The organism is Paraburkholderia rhizosphaerae (assembly GCF_004366595.1).
GTDB lineage: Bacteria > Pseudomonadota > Gammaproteobacteria > Burkholderiales > Burkholderiaceae > Paraburkholderia > Paraburkholderia rhizosphaerae.
Window position 1 is genome coordinate 142997 of sequence record NZ_SORE01000015.1, and the last position, 17138, is coordinate 160134.

Annotated in this window: 20 protein-coding genes; 11 read left to right on the forward strand and 9 right to left on the reverse strand. The window is 63.0% G+C overall.

Annotation, left to right across the window (positions count from 1 at the left end):
* Positions 1-15 precede the first annotated feature (15 nt).
* The 3 genes from sctJ to BX592_RS20285 are packed head-to-tail and all read right to left on the reverse strand — an operon-like array spanning position 16 to position 1871.
* Positions 16-876 carry a type III secretion system inner membrane ring lipoprotein SctJ gene (gene sctJ / locus BX592_RS20275; protein ID WP_134193802.1) on the reverse strand — a complete coding sequence of 287 codons (861 nt, stop codon included), beginning with the start codon at positions 874-876 and terminating at the stop codon, positions 16-18.
* 1 nt (position 877) lies between these two features.
* Entirely contained in the window at positions 878-1279 is a 402-nt protein-coding gene (locus BX592_RS20280) for a type III secretion protein HrpB2 (RefSeq protein ID WP_134193804.1), read from the reverse strand.
* Positions 1280-1304: 25 nt separating this feature from the next.
* On the reverse strand, positions 1305-1871 hold the full coding sequence (locus tag BX592_RS20285) for an HrpB1 family type III secretion system apparatus protein (RefSeq protein WP_166676408.1): 567 nt from the start codon (positions 1869-1871) through the stop codon (positions 1305-1307).
* 296 nt (positions 1872-2167) lie between these two features.
* Between BX592_RS20285 and sctU the strand changes: the two genes are divergently transcribed.
* From sctU to sctS, 6 genes are all read left to right on the forward strand, one after another.
* On the forward strand, positions 2168-3265 hold the full coding sequence (gene sctU, locus BX592_RS20290; RefSeq protein ID WP_134193808.1) for a type III secretion system export apparatus subunit SctU: 1098 nt from the start codon (positions 2168-2170) through the stop codon (positions 3263-3265).
* Positions 3266-3285: 20 nt separating this feature from the next.
* Positions 3286-5337 (forward strand): type III secretion system export apparatus subunit SctV, encoded by a 2052-nt coding sequence (sctV, locus tag BX592_RS20295; protein WP_134193810.1) that lies wholly within the window; start codon positions 3286-3288, stop codon positions 5335-5337.
* Positions 5338-5347: 10 nt separating this feature from the next.
* Positions 5348-6022 (forward strand): type III secretion system protein SctP, encoded by a 675-nt coding sequence (gene sctP, locus BX592_RS20300; protein WP_134193812.1) that lies wholly within the window; start codon positions 5348-5350, stop codon positions 6020-6022.
* Positions 6023-6096: 74 nt separating this feature from the next.
* Complete coding sequence (sctQ, locus tag BX592_RS20305; RefSeq protein ID WP_134193814.1) at positions 6097-7215, forward strand: type III secretion system cytoplasmic ring protein SctQ; 1119 nt, start codon at positions 6097-6099, stop codon at positions 7213-7215.
* Positions 7202-7852, forward strand: coding sequence for a type III secretion system export apparatus subunit SctR (sctR, locus tag BX592_RS20310; protein WP_134193816.1), 651 nt, complete (start codon positions 7202-7204; stop codon positions 7850-7852). The genes sctQ and sctR overlap by 14 nt, the downstream gene beginning before the upstream one ends.
* 9 nt (positions 7853-7861) lie before the next feature.
* Positions 7862-8125, forward strand: coding sequence for a type III secretion system export apparatus subunit SctS (gene sctS, locus BX592_RS20315; RefSeq protein ID WP_134193818.1), 264 nt, complete (start codon positions 7862-7864; stop codon positions 8123-8125).
* A 188-nt stretch (positions 8126-8313) separates the two neighbouring features.
* Here sctS and BX592_RS20320 read toward each other — a convergent pair whose 3' ends face one another.
* Complete coding sequence (locus BX592_RS20320; RefSeq protein WP_134193820.1) at positions 8314-8526, reverse strand: hypothetical protein; 213 nt, start codon at positions 8524-8526, stop codon at positions 8314-8316.
* Positions 8527-8679: 153 nt separating this feature from the next.
* On the opposite strand from BX592_RS20320, the gene BX592_RS20325 reads away from it, so the two are divergent.
* From BX592_RS20325 to BX592_RS20335, 3 genes are all read left to right on the forward strand, one after another.
* The gene (locus tag BX592_RS20325; protein WP_134193822.1) at positions 8680-9138 is read left to right on the forward strand and encodes a hypothetical protein; all 459 of its coding nucleotides are present in this window, start codon (positions 8680-8682) and stop codon (positions 9136-9138) included.
* Between the two features lie 112 nt (positions 9139-9250).
* Positions 9251-10399, forward strand: a complete 1149-nt coding sequence (locus BX592_RS20330) for a hypothetical protein (RefSeq protein ID WP_134193824.1) — start codon at positions 9251-9253, stop codon at positions 10397-10399.
* Positions 10383-10646: a type III secretion system protein gene (locus BX592_RS20335; RefSeq protein ID WP_134193826.1), complete on the forward strand. Its 264-nt coding sequence runs from the start codon at positions 10383-10385 to the stop codon at positions 10644-10646. Before BX592_RS20330 ends, BX592_RS20335 begins: the two co-directional genes overlap by 17 nt.
* Positions 10647-10648: 2 nt before the next feature.
* Here the strand turns inward: BX592_RS20335 and BX592_RS20340 are convergent, their stop codons facing one another.
* Positions 10649-10885 (reverse strand): hypothetical protein, encoded by a 237-nt coding sequence (locus BX592_RS20340; protein WP_134193828.1) that lies wholly within the window; start codon positions 10883-10885, stop codon positions 10649-10651.
* A 181-nt stretch (positions 10886-11066) separates the two neighbouring features.
* On the opposite strand from BX592_RS20340, the gene BX592_RS20345 reads away from it, so the two are divergent.
* Positions 11067-11522, forward strand: coding sequence for a CesT family type III secretion system chaperone (locus BX592_RS20345; RefSeq protein ID WP_134193867.1), 456 nt, complete (start codon positions 11067-11069; stop codon positions 11520-11522).
* Positions 11523-11533: 11 nt separating this feature from the next.
* On the opposite strand, the gene BX592_RS20350 is transcribed toward BX592_RS20345, so the two are convergent.
* Genes BX592_RS20350 through BX592_RS20360 form a run of 3 tightly spaced genes read right to left on the reverse strand, consistent with a single transcriptional unit; the run spans position 11534 to position 14962 of the window.
* Entirely contained in the window at positions 11534-12913 is a 1380-nt protein-coding gene (locus BX592_RS20350) for a secretin N-terminal domain-containing protein (RefSeq protein WP_134193830.1), read from the reverse strand.
* Positions 12914-12971: 58 nt separating this feature from the next.
* Entirely contained in the window at positions 12972-13730 is a 759-nt protein-coding gene (locus BX592_RS20355; RefSeq protein ID WP_134193869.1) for a response regulator transcription factor, read from the reverse strand.
* 50 nt (positions 13731-13780) lie between these two features.
* Positions 13781-14962, reverse strand: coding sequence for a sensor histidine kinase (locus tag BX592_RS20360; RefSeq protein ID WP_134193832.1), 1182 nt, complete (start codon positions 14960-14962; stop codon positions 13781-13783).
* A gap of 17 nt (positions 14963-14979) precedes the next feature.
* Between BX592_RS20360 and BX592_RS33930 the strand changes: the two genes are divergently transcribed.
* On the forward strand, positions 14980-15138 hold the full coding sequence (locus BX592_RS33930) for a hypothetical protein (protein ID WP_166676409.1): 159 nt from the start codon (positions 14980-14982) through the stop codon (positions 15136-15138).
* Positions 15139-15228: 90 nt separating this feature from the next.
* Here BX592_RS33930 and sctC read toward each other — a convergent pair whose 3' ends face one another.
* The gene (sctC, locus tag BX592_RS20365; RefSeq protein WP_134193834.1) at positions 15229-17019 is read right to left on the reverse strand and encodes a type III secretion system outer membrane ring subunit SctC; all 1791 of its coding nucleotides are present in this window, start codon (positions 17017-17019) and stop codon (positions 15229-15231) included.
* Positions 17020-17138: the final 119 nt, after the last annotated feature.

The following is a 17138-nucleotide window of genomic DNA, read 5'->3' on the forward strand; positions in this document are numbered from 1 at the left end:
GCGCGGAAAGCATCATCAACGCGGCGTCTCGACCGGTTCGCTGCGCTTGAACAGACTGCTGCCCGGCATCGTTTGCGATGGTGCCGGCGGCGCCTTCGATCCTGCGCCGTCCCGAGCCGGGCCCGAATCGCGCCGTTCGTCCGCCGCAGAAGGAGCACGGCGCTTGCGGATGGCAAGCAGCAAGATGCCGCTCACGGCGGCTACGCCTGCTGCGAGCGCCGTCAGCGAAACACCGCCCGAAGGTTGCACCGCGACCGCGGCCTCCATTGGATCGGCCGGCACGGACGTGACGCTGACCTGGTCGTACGACAATCCTTCGACGCTATGCACGACGAGGTTCTTGATCTGCGGCGTAAGCGTCGCGAGGTTCGCGTTCGGCCGGTACTTGATGAATACCGACGCCGACGACGGCTTGACTCTGCTCGCCAGCGGATCGTTCTCCGGCAGCACTATGTGCACGCGCGCAATGACCACGCCGTCGATCTTCGAAAGCGTGTCGGACAATTCCTGCGACACGCCGTAGATGAAGCGCACGCGCTCTTCGATCGGTGTCGAAACGAGCCCATCCTTCTTGAACAGCGCGCCCAGATCATCATAGCGCCGCGCCGGCAGGCCGCGTTCGCGCAACACATCCATCGCCCGCACGATCTGGTTCTCGTCGACCTTCGCACTCCATGTCTTGCCGCCGTCTACGCTCACCTTGTGCGCGTCGAGGCCCGCCTGGAGCAGCGCCGCGACGATCTCGTTGCAATCGCGCTCGGTCAGATTGCCGTACAGTTCCTTGTCGCATCCGGCAAGCATCAGCACAAGCGACAGCAGCATCGCCTGGACGGCGCCGCGCGCACCCCACCTTTTCAAATCGATAGGCTTGCTCATGTCACTGGTTCTTCATCAAGGTTTCGATTGCGTCCTTTGACGACGTGACAACGCTCATCTTCGTTTGCATATCGACCTGCAGGCTGGCCGCCTCGATCTGCAACTGTATGGAAGCTGCGGTCAGTTCGCCCATCGACATCGAATCCACGTTGTTGATCATGTACAGCATATCGTTCGATACGTACTGAAGCGCGAGATCCTCGCCACGCACCATCTCCGAGATCATCGTGCCCGACGTATCCTCTGACGGCGTACCCGGACCCATCACACCACGCTGCATCATCGCCTCGAAGCTGCCGGCAACGTGCGCCGGCACAGGTGCCGCGGCCGCCGCATGAGTGACGGCGGCGCCCGTCTGAGACAGCGCTGCCTGGAAGGCCAGAATCGACAAAGAGTCGTTCATCGAATTCTCCGTTTCTGCGCTGCGATCAAAGACGCAAGTACTGACCGTCGAACGGCATCAGCCCGCCCGGCGCCGCGCTCGACGCTTCAGCGGGCGTGCCGGCGGTATCCGTGCGCAAGCGCTTCAGCGATTCAGGTTCGACGAATTGGCCGGACGACAACGCGTCCTCCCCCGCCTGCTCGACGTCGTTGCGTGCAATCACCGCGTGCACCAGCATGCGGGCCTCGGGCGTGATCGCACCGTCATCAAGTAACTGACTGGCAAGAACCTGCCAATCCGCGTTACCGCTCGAACTAAGGCAGTAAATCATCATCGCCTTGCTGCCCGGCATGCATAGGGACTGTCCGGCGAGCGCACCGAACACGTCGGTCGCTTCACGCCAGTTGCCTCGCACCACGTGCAGGAAGCCGTCGAACAGGCTCAGTTCCACCAGATTCGGGCGCATCGTATGCATGGCTTCGAGCAGATGTTCGACGTCCTCGACATCAACTCGCGTCGTCGGAAACTGATCGACGACCGACATCCGTACAAGTTCGATTAGCGCACCGAAAAGCTCCGGGCTGCAGTCCATATAGTCGCGTTTCTGGTTCATTTGACGATCCTGACGTTTAGGGTTTTCGCTGTGGAAAAACACGGCGTTAGCCGATGACTGCACGGTAGCAAACTGCCTCTCGCACAGCAGTGCATCGAGGCGAAGCCAACGGAAATCGTGCGAAGTTGATGCGCCGTGCGCAGACGGGCGCGAGCGCTCGTCATGCGTCGCGCCGCACGCTCGCCCACGCTTCGCCCCAACCGGCAGTCCTTCGTGCGGCGCGCATGTCCGCGCCGCGCACCCGACTATCGTGCAGCCCATCCCCAACGATCCTGACAGCGCAGACAAAGGCGACGATGAGCGAGAAAACAGAGAAACCCACTGCGAAAAAGCTGAAGGACGCTCGTAAAAAAGGTTCGGTATCCAAAAGTACCGATCTGATATCGTCGGCGACGCTGCTGGCGATGGTGCTCGCCTTTCACGCGGGCAGTTCGTGGCTGCTCGACTCGATGCGTGAAATGATCACGATTGCGCTCGACTTCACCGTATCCGATCGTACGACCCAGGCTCTCACGTCGTCACTGTTTCATCTGTTGGGTATGGGGGTGCTCGTCTGTGTGCCGCTCGCTGCGCTAGGCATGCTGGCCGCCGTGCTCGCATCTGCCGCGCAGGTCGGATTCAAGGTATCGCTCGAGCCGGTCATGCCGAAACTCAGCTCGATCAACCCCGCCACAGGCATCAAGCGGGTCTTTTCGAAGCGCTCGCTGGTGGATCTGGTGAAAATGACGATCAAAGCCATCGTACTGATCGTCGTGCTATGGAAGACCATCATGGGACTCTTCCCGCTTGTCACGCAGGCGCTCTACGAACCGCTGCCGCGACTCAGCGCCGTGCTGTGGAGCGGGCTGCTGAGGGTGCTGTCAGTTGGGTTCGTGCTGTATCTCGTAATCGGCGCGCTCGACTGGAAGCTGCAGCACATGATGTTCATCATTTCGCAGCGTATGTCGAAGGACGAGATTAAACGCGAGCGAAAGAATCAGGATGGCGACCCGAAGATGAAGCACGAACGCAAGCAGCGCGCGAAAGAACTGCTTCGCGGTGATCCGCGGCCCGCAGCGGTCGCCCGGGCGAACGTGATGGTTGTGAACCCGACGCACTACGCCGTCGCGCTGCGCTATGCGCCCAACGAACATCCGCTGCCCGTCGTGGTAGCAAGCGGCGTGGACGCGGACGCCGCTACGCTGCGCCGCCTCGCGAACGAATTCGACGTGCCGATCGTCGCCAATCCGCCGGTCGCGCGCGCGCTGTATCGGGTCGACGTGAGCAGCGCGATTCCGGAAGACCTCTTCGAAGTTGTCGCCGCAATTCTGCGGTGGGTCGAATCCGTCGGCGCGGGACGCAAAACCGGCGATGCGGCTTTACCCGCCTCCCCGCCTCTGCACAATCCTTTATGACCTTGCCACGGAGCCATGCCATGCTGAAATCGCTCAAACTGCCGGCCGGCGGCGAAATAGGCATTGCGGCGCTGATCGTCGCGATCATTTCGCTGATGATCCTGCCGCTGCCGCCTGACGTCATCGACGTGCTGCTGTCCATCAACATCTGCCTGAGCGTCACGCTGCTGATGGTGACGATGTACGTGCCGTCCATTACGGCACTTTCGTCCTTCCCGTCCGCGCTGCTTTTCACGACGCTGTACCGGCTGTCGCTGAACATCGCGTCGACCAAATCGATCCTGCTGCATGCCGACGCCGGGCACATCATCGACAGCTTCGGTGAACTGGTGGTGGGCGGCAATCTCGTTGTCGGCCTCGTGGTCTTCGTCATCATCACCACGGTTCAGTTCATCGTGATTGCAAAAGGCTCCGAGCGGGTAGCCGAGGTCGGCGCACGGTTCACGCTGGATGCCTTGCCCGGGAAACAGATGAGCATCGACGCCGATCTGCGCGCTAACATCCTGACTCCTGACGAAGCCCGCCGCAAACGCGCGCGGCTCGCGGTGGAGAGTCAGCTTTACGGCGGCATGGACGGCGCGATGAAGTTTGTAAAGGGCGATGCGATCGCCGGCCTGATCATCACGCTCGTCAACATGGTTGCCGGCATCGCGGTCGGCATGGCCTACCACTCGATGACGGCGGGCGATGCCGCCAACCGCTTCTCGATCTTGTCGGTCGGCGATGCGATGGTGTCGCAGATTCCGTCACTGCTGATCTCGGTTGCCGCCGGCGTCATGATCACGCGCGTCTCCGACGAAACCGCCGAATCAAGCGGCCGCTCTCTCGGCGAAGATCTGCTGCGCCAGATGGGCGGCAATGCGCACGCGCTTTGGTTTGCAAGCCTGCTGCTGCTCGGCTTTGCCGCGGTGCCCGGTTTCCCGTGGCCGCTTTTCGTGCTGCTGTCGGCCATCCTCGCGTTCGCTGGCTACCGGCTGCATCGCAAAACCGCACGCACGGAGGACAGCGGAGAGAAGGTCGTATCGCTGCAGCGTGCAGGCGCGAAAGGAGAAGTGCCGGCCATCCTCAAGCGCGCGCCGCAATTCACGAGCGCGCTCGGCGTGCGGCTTGCGCCGAACCTCGTCGCTCAATTGTCGCCGGCCGCGCTCGACAACGCGTTCGAAGCGCAACGCGCCCGCCTGCAGGAAGAAGTCGGGCTGCCGTTTCCCGGCATCACGCTCTGGGCGAGCGACGAGCTGCCCGCCGATACGTATGAAATCCTTTTGCAGGACGTCCCTAGCGCCCGTGTGCAGGTTCCTGCCGGCAAGGTCATGTTGCCGCAGGCCACCAACGATGCGGAGCTGGCCGCACGGTGCGAGGTCGGCGGCGCAGCGGGCGGGTTGCCGCATAGCCACTGGATCGGCGAGCGCCAGGCACCGGCCGGCGCGACGGTCTGGCGCATCGAACAGGTGATCGCCAACGAAACCGTCGGTCTGCTGCGTTCGCGCGCGCATCTGTTCGTCGGCATTCAGGAAACCCAATGGGTGCTCGACCAGCTCGGCGCGGACTATCCGGGCCTCGTCGCCGAAGTGCAGAAGGCATTGCCGCTGCAGCGCATCGCCGATGTGCTGCGCCGTCTTCTCGAAGAACAGCTGTCGATCCGCAATGCGCGCAGCATCATGGAAAGCCTCGTTGTGTGGGGGCCAAAGGAGAAAGACATGCTGATGCTCACGGAATATGTGCGCGGCGACCTGTCGCGTTATATCGCATACCGCGCGGCCAGCGGCGCGCGCACGCTCGACGCCGTCCTGTTCGGCAACGACGTCGAACAGCATATCCGGCAGTCGATCAAGCAGACGCCGACCGGCAACTTTCTCGCGCTGCCGCCGGACCACATCCGTCAGTTATGCGAGAGCATTCAGTCCTATCTGGGCGAGGGTCCGCGCGAAGGCGTCGCACTCGTCACGTCGATGGACATTCGCCGATATGTGCGACGCATGATTGAAGCGCGCATCGGATGGCTGCCGGTGTATTCCTACCAGGAGTTGACCGAACACCTCGAACTGCGTCCGCTGGGACGTGTCACGTTATAAGGGGACTTTCATGGGCGGCTCGACGGTCAATCCGCGCGTCATCCCCGCCTTGTCCGTCGACACGGACGATGCAGGCCATGAACGGCCCAGGACGACAGCGCGGCGCTCCCGCATCGACTATGCGGCGCTCGTGCGGCGCGCGCAGCTGCGCGGCGAACGCCGCACTGGCCTTGCCCTGCGCAACTTTCCAGTTGTACCAACAGACCCTGAACCGGCCGAATCCGAGGCCGTCTCATCGGTCGCATCCGAAGCTGGGTCCGATGCCGATGCGCAGACCTCTGACACCGGATCCGAGCCGCCTCTTCACGCCGATGAACGTCGGCTGCTGCGCGAGCGTCAGCTCAACGAACTGGCCGCGCCATTCATCGCGTCGCTCGCACAGCAGGAGGCGCGCGTCGCACAGCTCATGCACTTTCTGGCGGCACGGGTCGCCGATTTCTGCACGGACGCGGCTGTAGTCGCGAGTGGCGCCTGGACGATCCGCATCCGTCTCGATGAGGCGCGGTTGCCCGACTGCACCTTGCATCTGACGCTTTCGCGTTTCGACCTCACGCTTCGCTTTGAAACGTCGTCCGACAGAACCCGGCAGCTAGTCTGCCGCCATGCAGACATCTTAAGAAAATCACTCACTTCGCTACTGTATGAGTTGGAAACACCACGCGACGTATCGATCGGGACAGCGTGACTGGCTACCGATCTCGTGTGGCGAGCAGCGCGGCAGCACCTGCCGCACCAACGAACAACCGACCCGAAAATAATATGGACCAGCCACACTCATCTCCACACGCGGGCCTGTCAGTCAGGCGCCTGATCGACTCAGCCGGAGCACTGCCTGAAGTCGACCCGCACACGGCACGGCTACTGCGCCTCTTGTGCGACGCGCGGGTCGCCGCACGAATTGCGCAGGAATTCCACGTAACGGACTGGCGCGTCACACACGAAGCGCCTGTCAGATGGCAAATGCCGGGGTGGATCGATTTACAGCGCGGCCGGTCGACCGCTAGCTTCGGCGTCGATCTCGCGCTGTATCCAGGCCTCGCTAGCACCGTGACCGAATCCGACGCGTCGAGCGATGCGGCGCTCGCCGCATCGCTGCGCCACGCTGTAGCCGCCATCCTGCTCGCGCCGCTTCTGGAAGTGTTGAGCGCGCTCGGCGCGACCGATGCGTACGTCACGGGACTGCGCTGCGGTTCGCCTCCGCCGACGACCCTCATGGTGCAATTCGAGCGCGGTCCGCAGCGCTTCGAATGCGCACTCGGCGCGATCGACCGCGGCTGGATCGAACCACTCGAGCAACAGATCGCGACGCAGCGCGTACCGTTCGCTGCATGCGTCAGCCAGATCGGCGTACCCGCATGGTTGTGCATCGGCGAGAAAGCGCTCAACGTGAAAACGCTCAATGGACTGCGCGCTGGCGACGTGATCCTGCGCGCGGCGCCGGCGTCACTGCGCGCGCTCTTCGCAACACCGCAACACGCGGACCACGCGGATATGTACTGGGGTGTGCCCGGCGCACGCCAGCTTTATACGAGCGTCATGCTCAACGACAGACGACTTCTCATCAACACGGATCCTCAAATGACCCAGGACACCTCGCGCAACGACTCGGCGCTCACCGGCACCGACACCCCGAACACGGCGTCGATCGATGAACTCGATCTCCCCGTGCGTTTCGAAATTGAGACTGTCACGCTGCCTCTCGTGCAAGTATCGGCGCTGCGCGCCGGCTATGTCATCGAATTGCCGAGCAACGTGCGCGACGCGCGCGTACGGCTCGTCTCATACGGGCAGACGATCGGCACGGGCGAACTCGTGACTGTCGGCGAACACCTCGGCGTGCGCATCGTACAGATGTCGAACGGCAATGATTCAATTTAGCGACTTCACCGGCCTGCTGATTGCGGTTCTCGCGATCAGCCTCGTGCCCTTCGTGGCGATGGTCGTGACGTCCTACGCCAAGATCGTCGTCGTGCTGGGTTTGCTGCGCAACGCGCTCGGCGTTCAGCAGGTGCCGCCGAACATGGTGCTCAACGGCATTGCTATCCTCGTTTCGCTATACGTAATGGCGCCAATCGGCATGGGCGCCATGCAGACGCTGAGCCGGGAGCAGGTCGCGCCCGAGGCGTCGCAAGCGATGATTCAGGCGTTCGGCGCCGCGCGCGAGCCGTTTCGCACGTTCCTGAAAAAGCATGCCCGCGAACGCGAGAAACTGTTTTTCCTGCGCTCCGCGCACGTGATCTGGCCGCAGGAGATGGCTAACCAGTTGCATGAAGACGATTTGATCGTGCTGGCGCCCGCCTTCACGCTGTCGGAGCTGAGCGACGCGTTCAAAATCGGCTTTTTGCTGTACATCGCGTTCATCGTGGTCGACCTGGTCATCGCGAACGTGCTGCTTGCGATGGGAATGAACCAGTTGCAGCCGACCAACGTCGCCATTCCATTCAAGCTACTGCTCTTCGTAGCGATGAGCGGATGGTCGACGCTGATTCACGGCCTGATCCTCACCTACCGATGAGTCCCTCCCATGAACACTGAAGACCTGATCGGGTTCACCACGCAAGGCATGCTGCTATGCCTGTATGTAACATTGCCCGTCATCGCCGTATCCGCACTGTCCGGACTGTTGATCTCATTCGTGCAGGCCGTCACGTCGCTGCAGGACCAGTCGATTTCGCATTGCGTGAAGCTGATCGCCGTACTCGCGACGCTTGCGCTGACAGGCGCATGGGGCGGATCGGCGATCCTGCGCTTCGCGATGCGGTTAATGACCACCGCGGTGCCGTCGTGAGTGTCGATCGTACGCAGTCGCGAACGGCTTCCGCCGAAGAGAGCGTGGAAGCGCAATCCGCGCAACAGACGCATCGGCACAAAACATACGGCCGGCAAAAAGCGCGGTTGTACCGGGGGCGCACCACGTTCCGGCACAGCGCGCAACCAGCGGCCACGCCTGCGCGCGAGGCAAAGGCCAGTCACTTGCTACATCGAATGGCCGAGGCCGGCGTCCCGCACCGGCGCGCGCTTGCCCTGCATGGCGATGGCGGGCGGGAAGGCGGCCGTCATGGCCAGCAGCACTCTCATCAGCAGGGCGGCGGCCAGCAGCAACAGCACCAAAGGGACCAGCAGCAGCAACAGCAGCAAAAGCAAGGACAAGGGGGCGGGCAACAAGGCGGACATCAACAGAATCCCCACGGCCGCCCCCCTCAACCGCGCAATCCGGATTCTGGCCAGGCGCGCGTGTCCGGCTTGGGCACAGCAAGACTCCAGGGCGACAGCCCTATGCCGCTGCCGCGCGTCAGGCCGGCGTCGCCCACGGTCTCGGCCCCGGTCGAACCGAGCGCCGAATTGCAGGCGATTGCCGACGCGTTGCGCGAACAGCCGCTGCTGCTTGAATTATCGCTGCGAATCGCAGGAGCGGAGTCGTGCTATTTGCTCGGCGACCGCTTGCGCAGGGAAGCCGTCATGCGCAAAGCCCTGTCCGTCATGCTGGACATGCTGCGCGCACGGCGCCGCGCTGGAATTCTGGGTGATGCGCTCAGCGACGACCTGGCGAGTGTGCGGCAAGACCTGATCGACGCGCAGACGAAGTTGCGCCGCACGCCGGCGGACGCGCCATGCATTGGCAACGTAGTCAGCATCGGCCCGCTGATCCCGCTCATTTTGATGATCCAGCGTCGCGCACGTTGCAAGACGCACGGCGACCATGCTGAGCGTGTTATCGAATTATTGCTGTGCCCGGCCGGCCACGACGCGGGCCCCACCGCGCAACGCGACAACGACGCCAGCGCTTCGGGCGGGACATGATTGCTTCGCGCAGGGGCCGCATGGACTTTCATGGCAAGCCCTAGACTGATCGCATGATCGCCTTCGATAACGCCATTTATTTTGCACTCTTTATAAACTGGGATAAAGCCGTATGAAAATCCTGCGTATTCTGACAGGCACCCATGCGGGCATCCAGGCTCACCTGACGCCGGGTCGATATCGAATCGGCAAGGCAGATGACACCGATATCTGCATCACCGACTGGGACGACGACGAAGTCGCGGTCGAACTCGATGAAGCCGGTGTCATCCGGGCAATGCGGGTCGCTAGCCAGGACGAGCGTGCGGGCGACGCACAGGACAGCGACGAGCCGGTCACGCTGATTCCGGACTTCGTACCGTTCCTGTTCGGCACTACCGCGCTGTGTTTCGGCACCGAAGACGCGCAGTGGCCGCCCGACATCCAGTTACTCGCCAGCATGTACAACGGCGACACCGGCGCACGCACGGCGGACGCAGGCAGCGACCGTCCACCGTCCGGCGCCTCCGACAAACACGTTAGGCGTACCCATCGCGTACTGCGTGCGGTCTGCGCGAGCACGATGATAGTGGCGCTGCTGACCGCTGCCGGCACGTTTGTATACGTGCGCTGGCAGCGCGCCGATTCGCCCGCGCCCGGCACACTGGGCACGACGGAACGCGTGCAGCAGCTCAGCGACGCGCTGCGGGACGCCCGGCTCGTCGATCTGCGGCCGCAGCGGCATGGCGACACGATCGTGGTCGACGGCATGGTGTCGAATTCCGCCGAGGACGTTGCCGCGCGCGCGATCTTCGCGCGCACCGGTGCCAACGTGGCACGCCAGTACGACGTCGCGCAGACGGACGTGGCAAACATCGAAGATTCGCTCGGCATCGATGGGCTGAGGGTCGCGTATGCCGGCAGCGGTGTGTTCAACATAAGCGGCACCGTCCCGTCGCTCACGCAGTTCCGCGAGGGGCTGAACCGCCTGCAAGCCGATCTCGACAGCAACGTCAAACGCATCGACGTCGACGTCAGCGAAGCGCCTACGGAGATCGCAACGACGGTCTACACCGCAATGCTGGCGGTGGGCGATACCCGATACGTTCAGACCCAGGACGGAGTCAAACATCTGTTTCCAGCCGCTTCGCACGAGCCCGACGCTACCCCGCGCAGCATGCGCGAATCGGTCACGCCGCCACACGCGCGCGCGCTTGACCATCCCACTGATGAAACGCTTCTTCAACCCGTAACAGGAGATCAACATGTACCAAAGCCTTGAAAAAGTTCGTGACGACCTGAAGCAACTGCAGCAAGTTCTCGATTCGCCTGCCGCCTCTGCGCGCGTCGCTCGCATCACGGCTGCTTTTGACGAATGCGCGCAACGCGTCAGCGACGCGACCTGCGAAACGGAAGATGTGGTGGACCGCGCCGCGCTGCAGAAGCTGTATCGCGGCCTCGTTGCTGCGCGCAGCATTGTGCAGCGCCTGCATGAGCTGCCCGGAGTCGGAGAAGTCGCGGTGCATTGAAGTCAAAGAACCTGAAGCGAGCAGTAGAGGGTACGCCCGCATATGCAGGCGATGGCGCGGTCGGCACCACAACGCTGAACCGCAATGAGTTGTCTACTTTTTTCAACAGGAAGGAGTTCAAGCATGTCTTTTGGACCTATGGCAGGTGCCGCAACAGCCGCTGGGACGAGCGCCGCCACTGCAATGATTCCGGCGATGATCCAGATGGCGATGTTGCAGGTGATGATGTCGCTCGTCATGTCTGTGCTCAACGTCGCGAAAACGGGCGCTGACGATGTGGAACAGGCAGCAAAGAAAGGCTGACGGCCGTCGGGCTGGCGCCTGCGCCAACGCATGGCGCAGGCGAGTTGGTTCAGCTGGTCTGGCAGGAACCGGGGCGTACGCCCCGGTTTTCCATTTTCCGTTGCATCTGGACTGGCGATGAGTATCGAGCGATACGCCGAAATCGTGCGCGACGTGTGTGCCGTGGTCGGCCTGCCCGACCCGGATCATGTGCTGAAGATACGAACCATCGAAGTGGAAGGCTTCGATGTGCGCCTTGACCACTTCGAAAACGACCAGCAGGCGATGTATGTGAACTTTCACTACGGCACGGTGACGGCCGGCCGCACGCTGGTAGTGTTCCGGCTCATGCTGGAAGCGAACCTGCTGATCTATGCGCAGGACCAGGCTCAACTCGGCCTGGACAGCGACACGGGCGGCATCGTGTTAATCCTGCGGCTGCCGCTTACGCCCGACGTCGACGGTCAGGTGGTCGCCGATCTTCTCGCGCACTACGCCGAGCACGGGCGCTACTGGCGCAGCAACATCATTGAGTCAAGCGACGAAATGTTCGCCGGCATCATCGCGGGCGATTATCTCTGGCTGCGCGCATAGCCGGTTTGCGCTCATGGGCCGTCGAGCACGCGCGGCACGAGCATCACCAGCCGGATCTGGGCGGCGCCTTCCGCGTCCCCGGGTTCGACCATTACGACACCCTGTGACGGCGCAAGCGCAATCCGCACGATGTGCACATCGGAGCGCGCGCGCCATTCGGCTGCAAGCGCAACCGTGCGTGCCGCGCCGCCATCTGCGATTGACGGCAAGACGCGCAGCGCAAAGCCGGGGGCGGCCCCGCCAGCCAGCGGAGTGTCCAGCTCGTCTTGCGCAGCGTGGCCCGTGCGCTGGAGCGAGCGGCCCGCGCGTTCTTCAAGCGCGGCGGCCACGCCGTCGGACGTCAGCAACGGCCGGTCAAGCACCACTCGCGCACGCCGTTGCACACACAACTGTTCGACGCGCCTGCGCAGCGCCGCGCCAGCATCATCGACGCGCACGTGCGCGCTACCCGCGGCGGCGTCGGGATCCGCCTGCGGCACACCGAACGGCAGCGACGGCACCGCCGCGGCGTCGACGTCGGCGATCAGCGTGTCAACCGCCACAGCATCGGCGCTCACATCGAGTGCGGCGATCACGCGGGCGTCCGCGTCGAGCCGTTCGGCGCGGTCGCGAATCAGGACTGAGTTCGTGCGCGCGTCAGCGACGATCACCGGCAACGGCGTTTCATATTCGATGACGCCCGCTATCGCCGCGTCGGGCGGTGCGAGTTGCCGCCGCGCGCGCGTGGCGACGCCGTCGGCCACATTGTGCCGGTCGTTCGCCAAGGCAACGCGATCAGCCGCCACGCCGTGCCGGAGCGCGACGACCCGCACGGCAGTCGGCACATCCGCGCGCGCGCTTCTGTCGATGCGCGCGGCGGCACTCGCGACCAGCTCGACATACGCAGGCGGACCCGTCACCGTGACAGCATCCTCGCCGGGCCGCACCGCGAGCGGAAAGCGCACATCCGCGGCGCCGCTGCGCACGAGCAGCGCGCGCAACGCCGCAGGCTTTGCGTAATTGAGGCGCAGCGTCAGCGTGCGTCGGGCGCTTGTCGGGCCGACATGCAACACGCTGCCGTCGTAGTACCAATCGAGGTCATAGTTCCGCGCCAGCATCTCGAGAAAGCGCTGCGGCGGCAGATCGAAGCGGCCTTCGATGCGCGCGCCCAGCGGCGCGTCAGTGGCGACCGTCACATGCGACATAGCGGACAGTTCGGCAAGCGCTTCGTCCACGGTAGCGCCGTCGGTCGAATATGGAAAATGGGAGAGAATCCACGCCGGCCTGGCTGACGCCGCGTGCGGGGCGCCCGATTCGGCGGTCTTCGCGGGTTGCGCGCGCGCGTGCGCGCGCGCCGGCCTCGCCTGCGAGGCCGGCATCATCGGCAACAGCCCGGCAAACAGTGCAGCCAATAGCGCGAGCGCCCGCACGGTAAGCCTGCGCTGTCGCGCGCAGCATGTCATTGGCCGGCTATAGCAAAGCGGCAGCGGAATTGCTGTTCCTGTGCGGCACGGCGTCGACGACAGCCGGGCCGTCATCGCTCATATTCAGCCGATAGCCCTTCGCATACACCGACTGAATCGTCCATTCGATGCCGATCGCTTTCAGATTCGCGCGCAGCCTGCTCACATACATGTCGACTGAACGGCTCGTCGCGCCACCGTCCCAGCCCCAGACAACCGAATGCAGATCCTGCCGCTGCACGACGGTGCCGCAATGCGACGCGAGGTGCCACAACAAATCGAACTCTTTCGTGCCAAGCCTCTGCACGACGTCGTCGCCAGCAATGCTGAGATTGGCACGATCAAGCACATAACGTCCGACGATCATCTGGCGGCTGTCGCTCGCGGCATTGTGGAAGCGCCGCAGCAATGCGCGAATGCGCGCGAGCAACACCATTTTGTCGAACGGCTTGATGAGAAAATCATCGGCACCTGTGTCGAGGATCCGGACAATGTCCTCTTCGTTTGAATGCACCGTCTGGAAAATGACGGGCACCGTCGAACGCGACCGGCCGCGCACCCAGGTGAGCAGCCGGTCGCCGGATATTCCGGGCACGTCCCAATCCAGGATCATAAGGTCTGCCCAGTGATCGGACAGATAGTTGCGCGCATCGAGGCCGTTGTCGAACGCATCGACGTGATAACCCTCGGCCTTTAGCCATGAAACCAGCAGCGATTGCTGGATCGCATCATCTTCAACCAGAACAACTCTTGTTTGCTTGCGCATCATGATTGTTTGCCGTTTGCTTACCGCCAGATCGATTCCGTTGCGCGGCTTTAACGCATTGGTGAATTGGCATCCGGGCGCTCAAGCGTCGCGAACCGGCCCTGGCCGGACCTTGCGCCAGGTGTCGCAACGAAATTGGGCCGGGGTCCGAGGCAGGGCAAACGCATCACGAAGTCCGTGCCGGCGTTGGCGTTGGATTCGGCATGGAGCTTGCCGCCATGAAGCCGCACGATACGCTCCGTCAATTTCAGGCCCAGACCGAAGGCACCCGACGACTGTTCAGTCAGCGTGTCGAAATTGGTCATGACGCGATGCGCGGCAAGCCCTGGCAATCCACCCGCCGCATCTCCAACCGTGATAACGGCGTAACACTCCGCTACCTTTAGCGAAACTGTGACGGGGTCGCCCGCTGCGGAGACGCGAATCGCATTGTCGACCAGGTTCTGAAGCGCACGCGCAACGAAGACGCGCACGCCGGTCATCCACACGGCCGCGCCTTCCGCGAGCCACAGCCGCAATGGGACGCCGCGGTAGACAGCCGATACATCGAGTTGCGCGATCACCGTGCGCACGGTTGCGCACAGATCGAAACGCGTCAGGTCGCGGCCTTGTAAGCCATTGTCGACCGACGTCAAAACGAACTGGTCGCCGAGCGACAGTGCGTAACGCGCGAGTTCCGCGATGCGCTGGATGCCGCCGCATTCCTCGAACGCGCGCGGATCGTGCTCGTGCAACTGTGTCAGCGCAACAATCGAGTTTTGCGGCGAGCGCAAATCATGCGACATGAAACGCAGCGATTCCATTCGCTCATCGAGCGCGCGGCGCATATCGGTAATATCGACAAACGCGAACACCGCGGCAATTTGCCCGCCGCGTACCGCTTCGTCTTGCCTTAGCCAGATCCACCTTGCACCCACCTGAAATTCGATGCCCTGTCCGCTCGCTTGCAGCATGCACGATGCGCGGTTTTCGACGGGGGCGGTCCATGAGGCGTCTCCGCCAAAATGAAGCGCGCCGCAGTCACATAGCAGTTGTTCGAAAGAAGTGCCAACGCGAATCTCACGTTGTAATAGACGCATCGCGCCGGCGGTGGCGAACAGTACCTTCTGCTCGCTATCAACCGCGACGGTGCCCCATGGCTGAGTCTCCAGAAGTGCATCGAACTCGTCGCGCAATGCGTGTGTGTCGACGTCGCGCTGGCGTTCCGGACCTTCGGCGCAGGAATCAGACACGGCAACCTCGCGTTTGGTTGAACAATCGTAACGGTAAAAAGCCTACACAAAAACAAAAGCATGATGTGCCGAACTTCAAAAAACCGACGGTGCACAGGCGCGGGCAAGGGTTCGTCAAGCCGCTCGGCTGCGCGGCGCGGATCAGCGTCAACGGCACGCGCGTCCTGGCACACTGATGCGCTTTCCGTAGCGACCGGCAGTGCGCCGGTCTTGCACCGCGCCGGTGCGCGGGATTTTCAAGAGCAGATCCACGTCGCATCGCTGCGTCACAGATCGATGATGCGCGGCGTCAACAGGAACAGGCGCTCCATGTGGCTCTCCTCCTTGTCGGTGTACTTGAACAGATTACCGATGACCGGGATCTTCGACAGGAACGGCACACCAGTCCCATTGCGTGTCCAGTTGTCTGCCTTGTAGCCCGCTATCAGCAGGGCTTCACCTTCGTTGACGAAGGCGGACGTATTGATGTTGCTGCTCGAAATCACCGGGATGTTATCGACGGACTGCCCGCTCAGTGCGCCATCCTGGATCGCGACGTCAAGCTTGATCTGCGTGCGGCCATCCTCTTCGACCACCATCGGCAGCACGCGTAAGGAAAGTCCCGTCGATACGCTGAAAAGATCCGCCGACGTGTAGCCCGACACGCGCACAAAGAACTGCGTCTGGTTCGTCATGTCGGCTTCGATGTTGTCGAGCGTCGCGACTCTCGGATTCGCGTCTATCTTCGCCTGATTGCGCTGTTCGAGCGCCATTACGTTCGCCAGCAAATACCGGCCTGCATTGCCGATCACCGTTGTCAGCGCGGCGCCGGCGGGCGCGGCGGCGGCTGTCACGCCGCCAGGCAACGTCGTATTGCCGAAGGTGGGCGCGAGCGTGCCGTTGAAGACGTTCTGCGTGCCGAGGCCGTTGCCTGTCTGGAAGTCGACATGGCTACTGTGCGCGGTCCAGTTCACGCCAAGCTGCGCGAGCGCCGAATCATCCACCTCGAAGATGTGCGCTTCAATCTCGATCAGACGCGGCTTCACGTCGAGACGCTCGATCAGTTCGGGATATTGGTACATCCGGTCGGGGGTGTCGCGGATCAGCACCGAATTGGTACGCTGGTCCGCCTGGATCACCGGCAACGCGTCGTCGTCCCGCGATGCGCCAGCCGTCGTGCCGGGCAGGCCGCTCTTGCCCATCACACTGGAAAGTTGCGGCGACGGACGGCCGCTCAGGCCGCCAAAAAGACCTGGCGTCTGCGCGTTACCCAATTGCCCGCCGCCATACTGGCTGGACTGACCGCCCTGAAGGCCCTGCGGAAGCGGCGGTATCTGCCCCGTGCTGCCGCCCGCGACGTCGTTCATCGGCTGCGGACGCTGGACGTTCGAAATGCTGGTTGCCGTCTGTGTGGCTCCATACTGCGATACCGATCCCTGGTCCGGGTGATACATGCTGTTGAGCACAGTGGCGACGCCGGGCAGCGTAAACGACGTTCCGCCCGTGCTCACCGTGCGGTCCATCGACCACGCGTGATGCAAGGCAAAGACGCGCACCACGGTGCCCGAGCGATGCGACGTATTCGCGTCGAGGCGCGACGCCACCTCGGACACCAGTTGCACGTAGTTCGGCGGACCATTGACGATCGCCGCGCCTTGCGCGTCGTCGTAAGTGATGCGAAAGCGCGGATCGGCGATGCGCATCGCGGCGAGGGTTTCGCGCAATTCACCGGTGCTCGCATGATCGAGTTTCACGAGCGAGCTTTTCATTTGTTCGGGCAACACGATATCGAGCACCTGCCCGTCGTAATACCAGACGAAGCCGAACGAAGACGCCAGCGTGTCGAGGAAGCGCTGCGGCGCCATATGAAATTTGCCGGTCACGCTGCCCGCCACGTCTTTCGATATCGTCGCTGGGATGTTCTGGCTCGCCGCGAAATCGCGCAGCACATCTTTCACGTCCTTCGCATCGGCGGAGTAGTCGATCTGTGCGGATTTCCAGCGCACCGGCGCGGCGAGCGCGGCAATGGAGCTTAACGCCAGCGCGGCGCACAGAACAGCTTTGGCGAATCGTTTCATAGTCGGCTTCGTGTAGAGGTTTCAATGGGCGTCCGTCTGCATGACTGGTTCTGCTCCAGCACCGGTCAACGCCAGGCGCGGATAGAGCGTGCGCGTCTTCCGGTGCGTGCACGGCGATG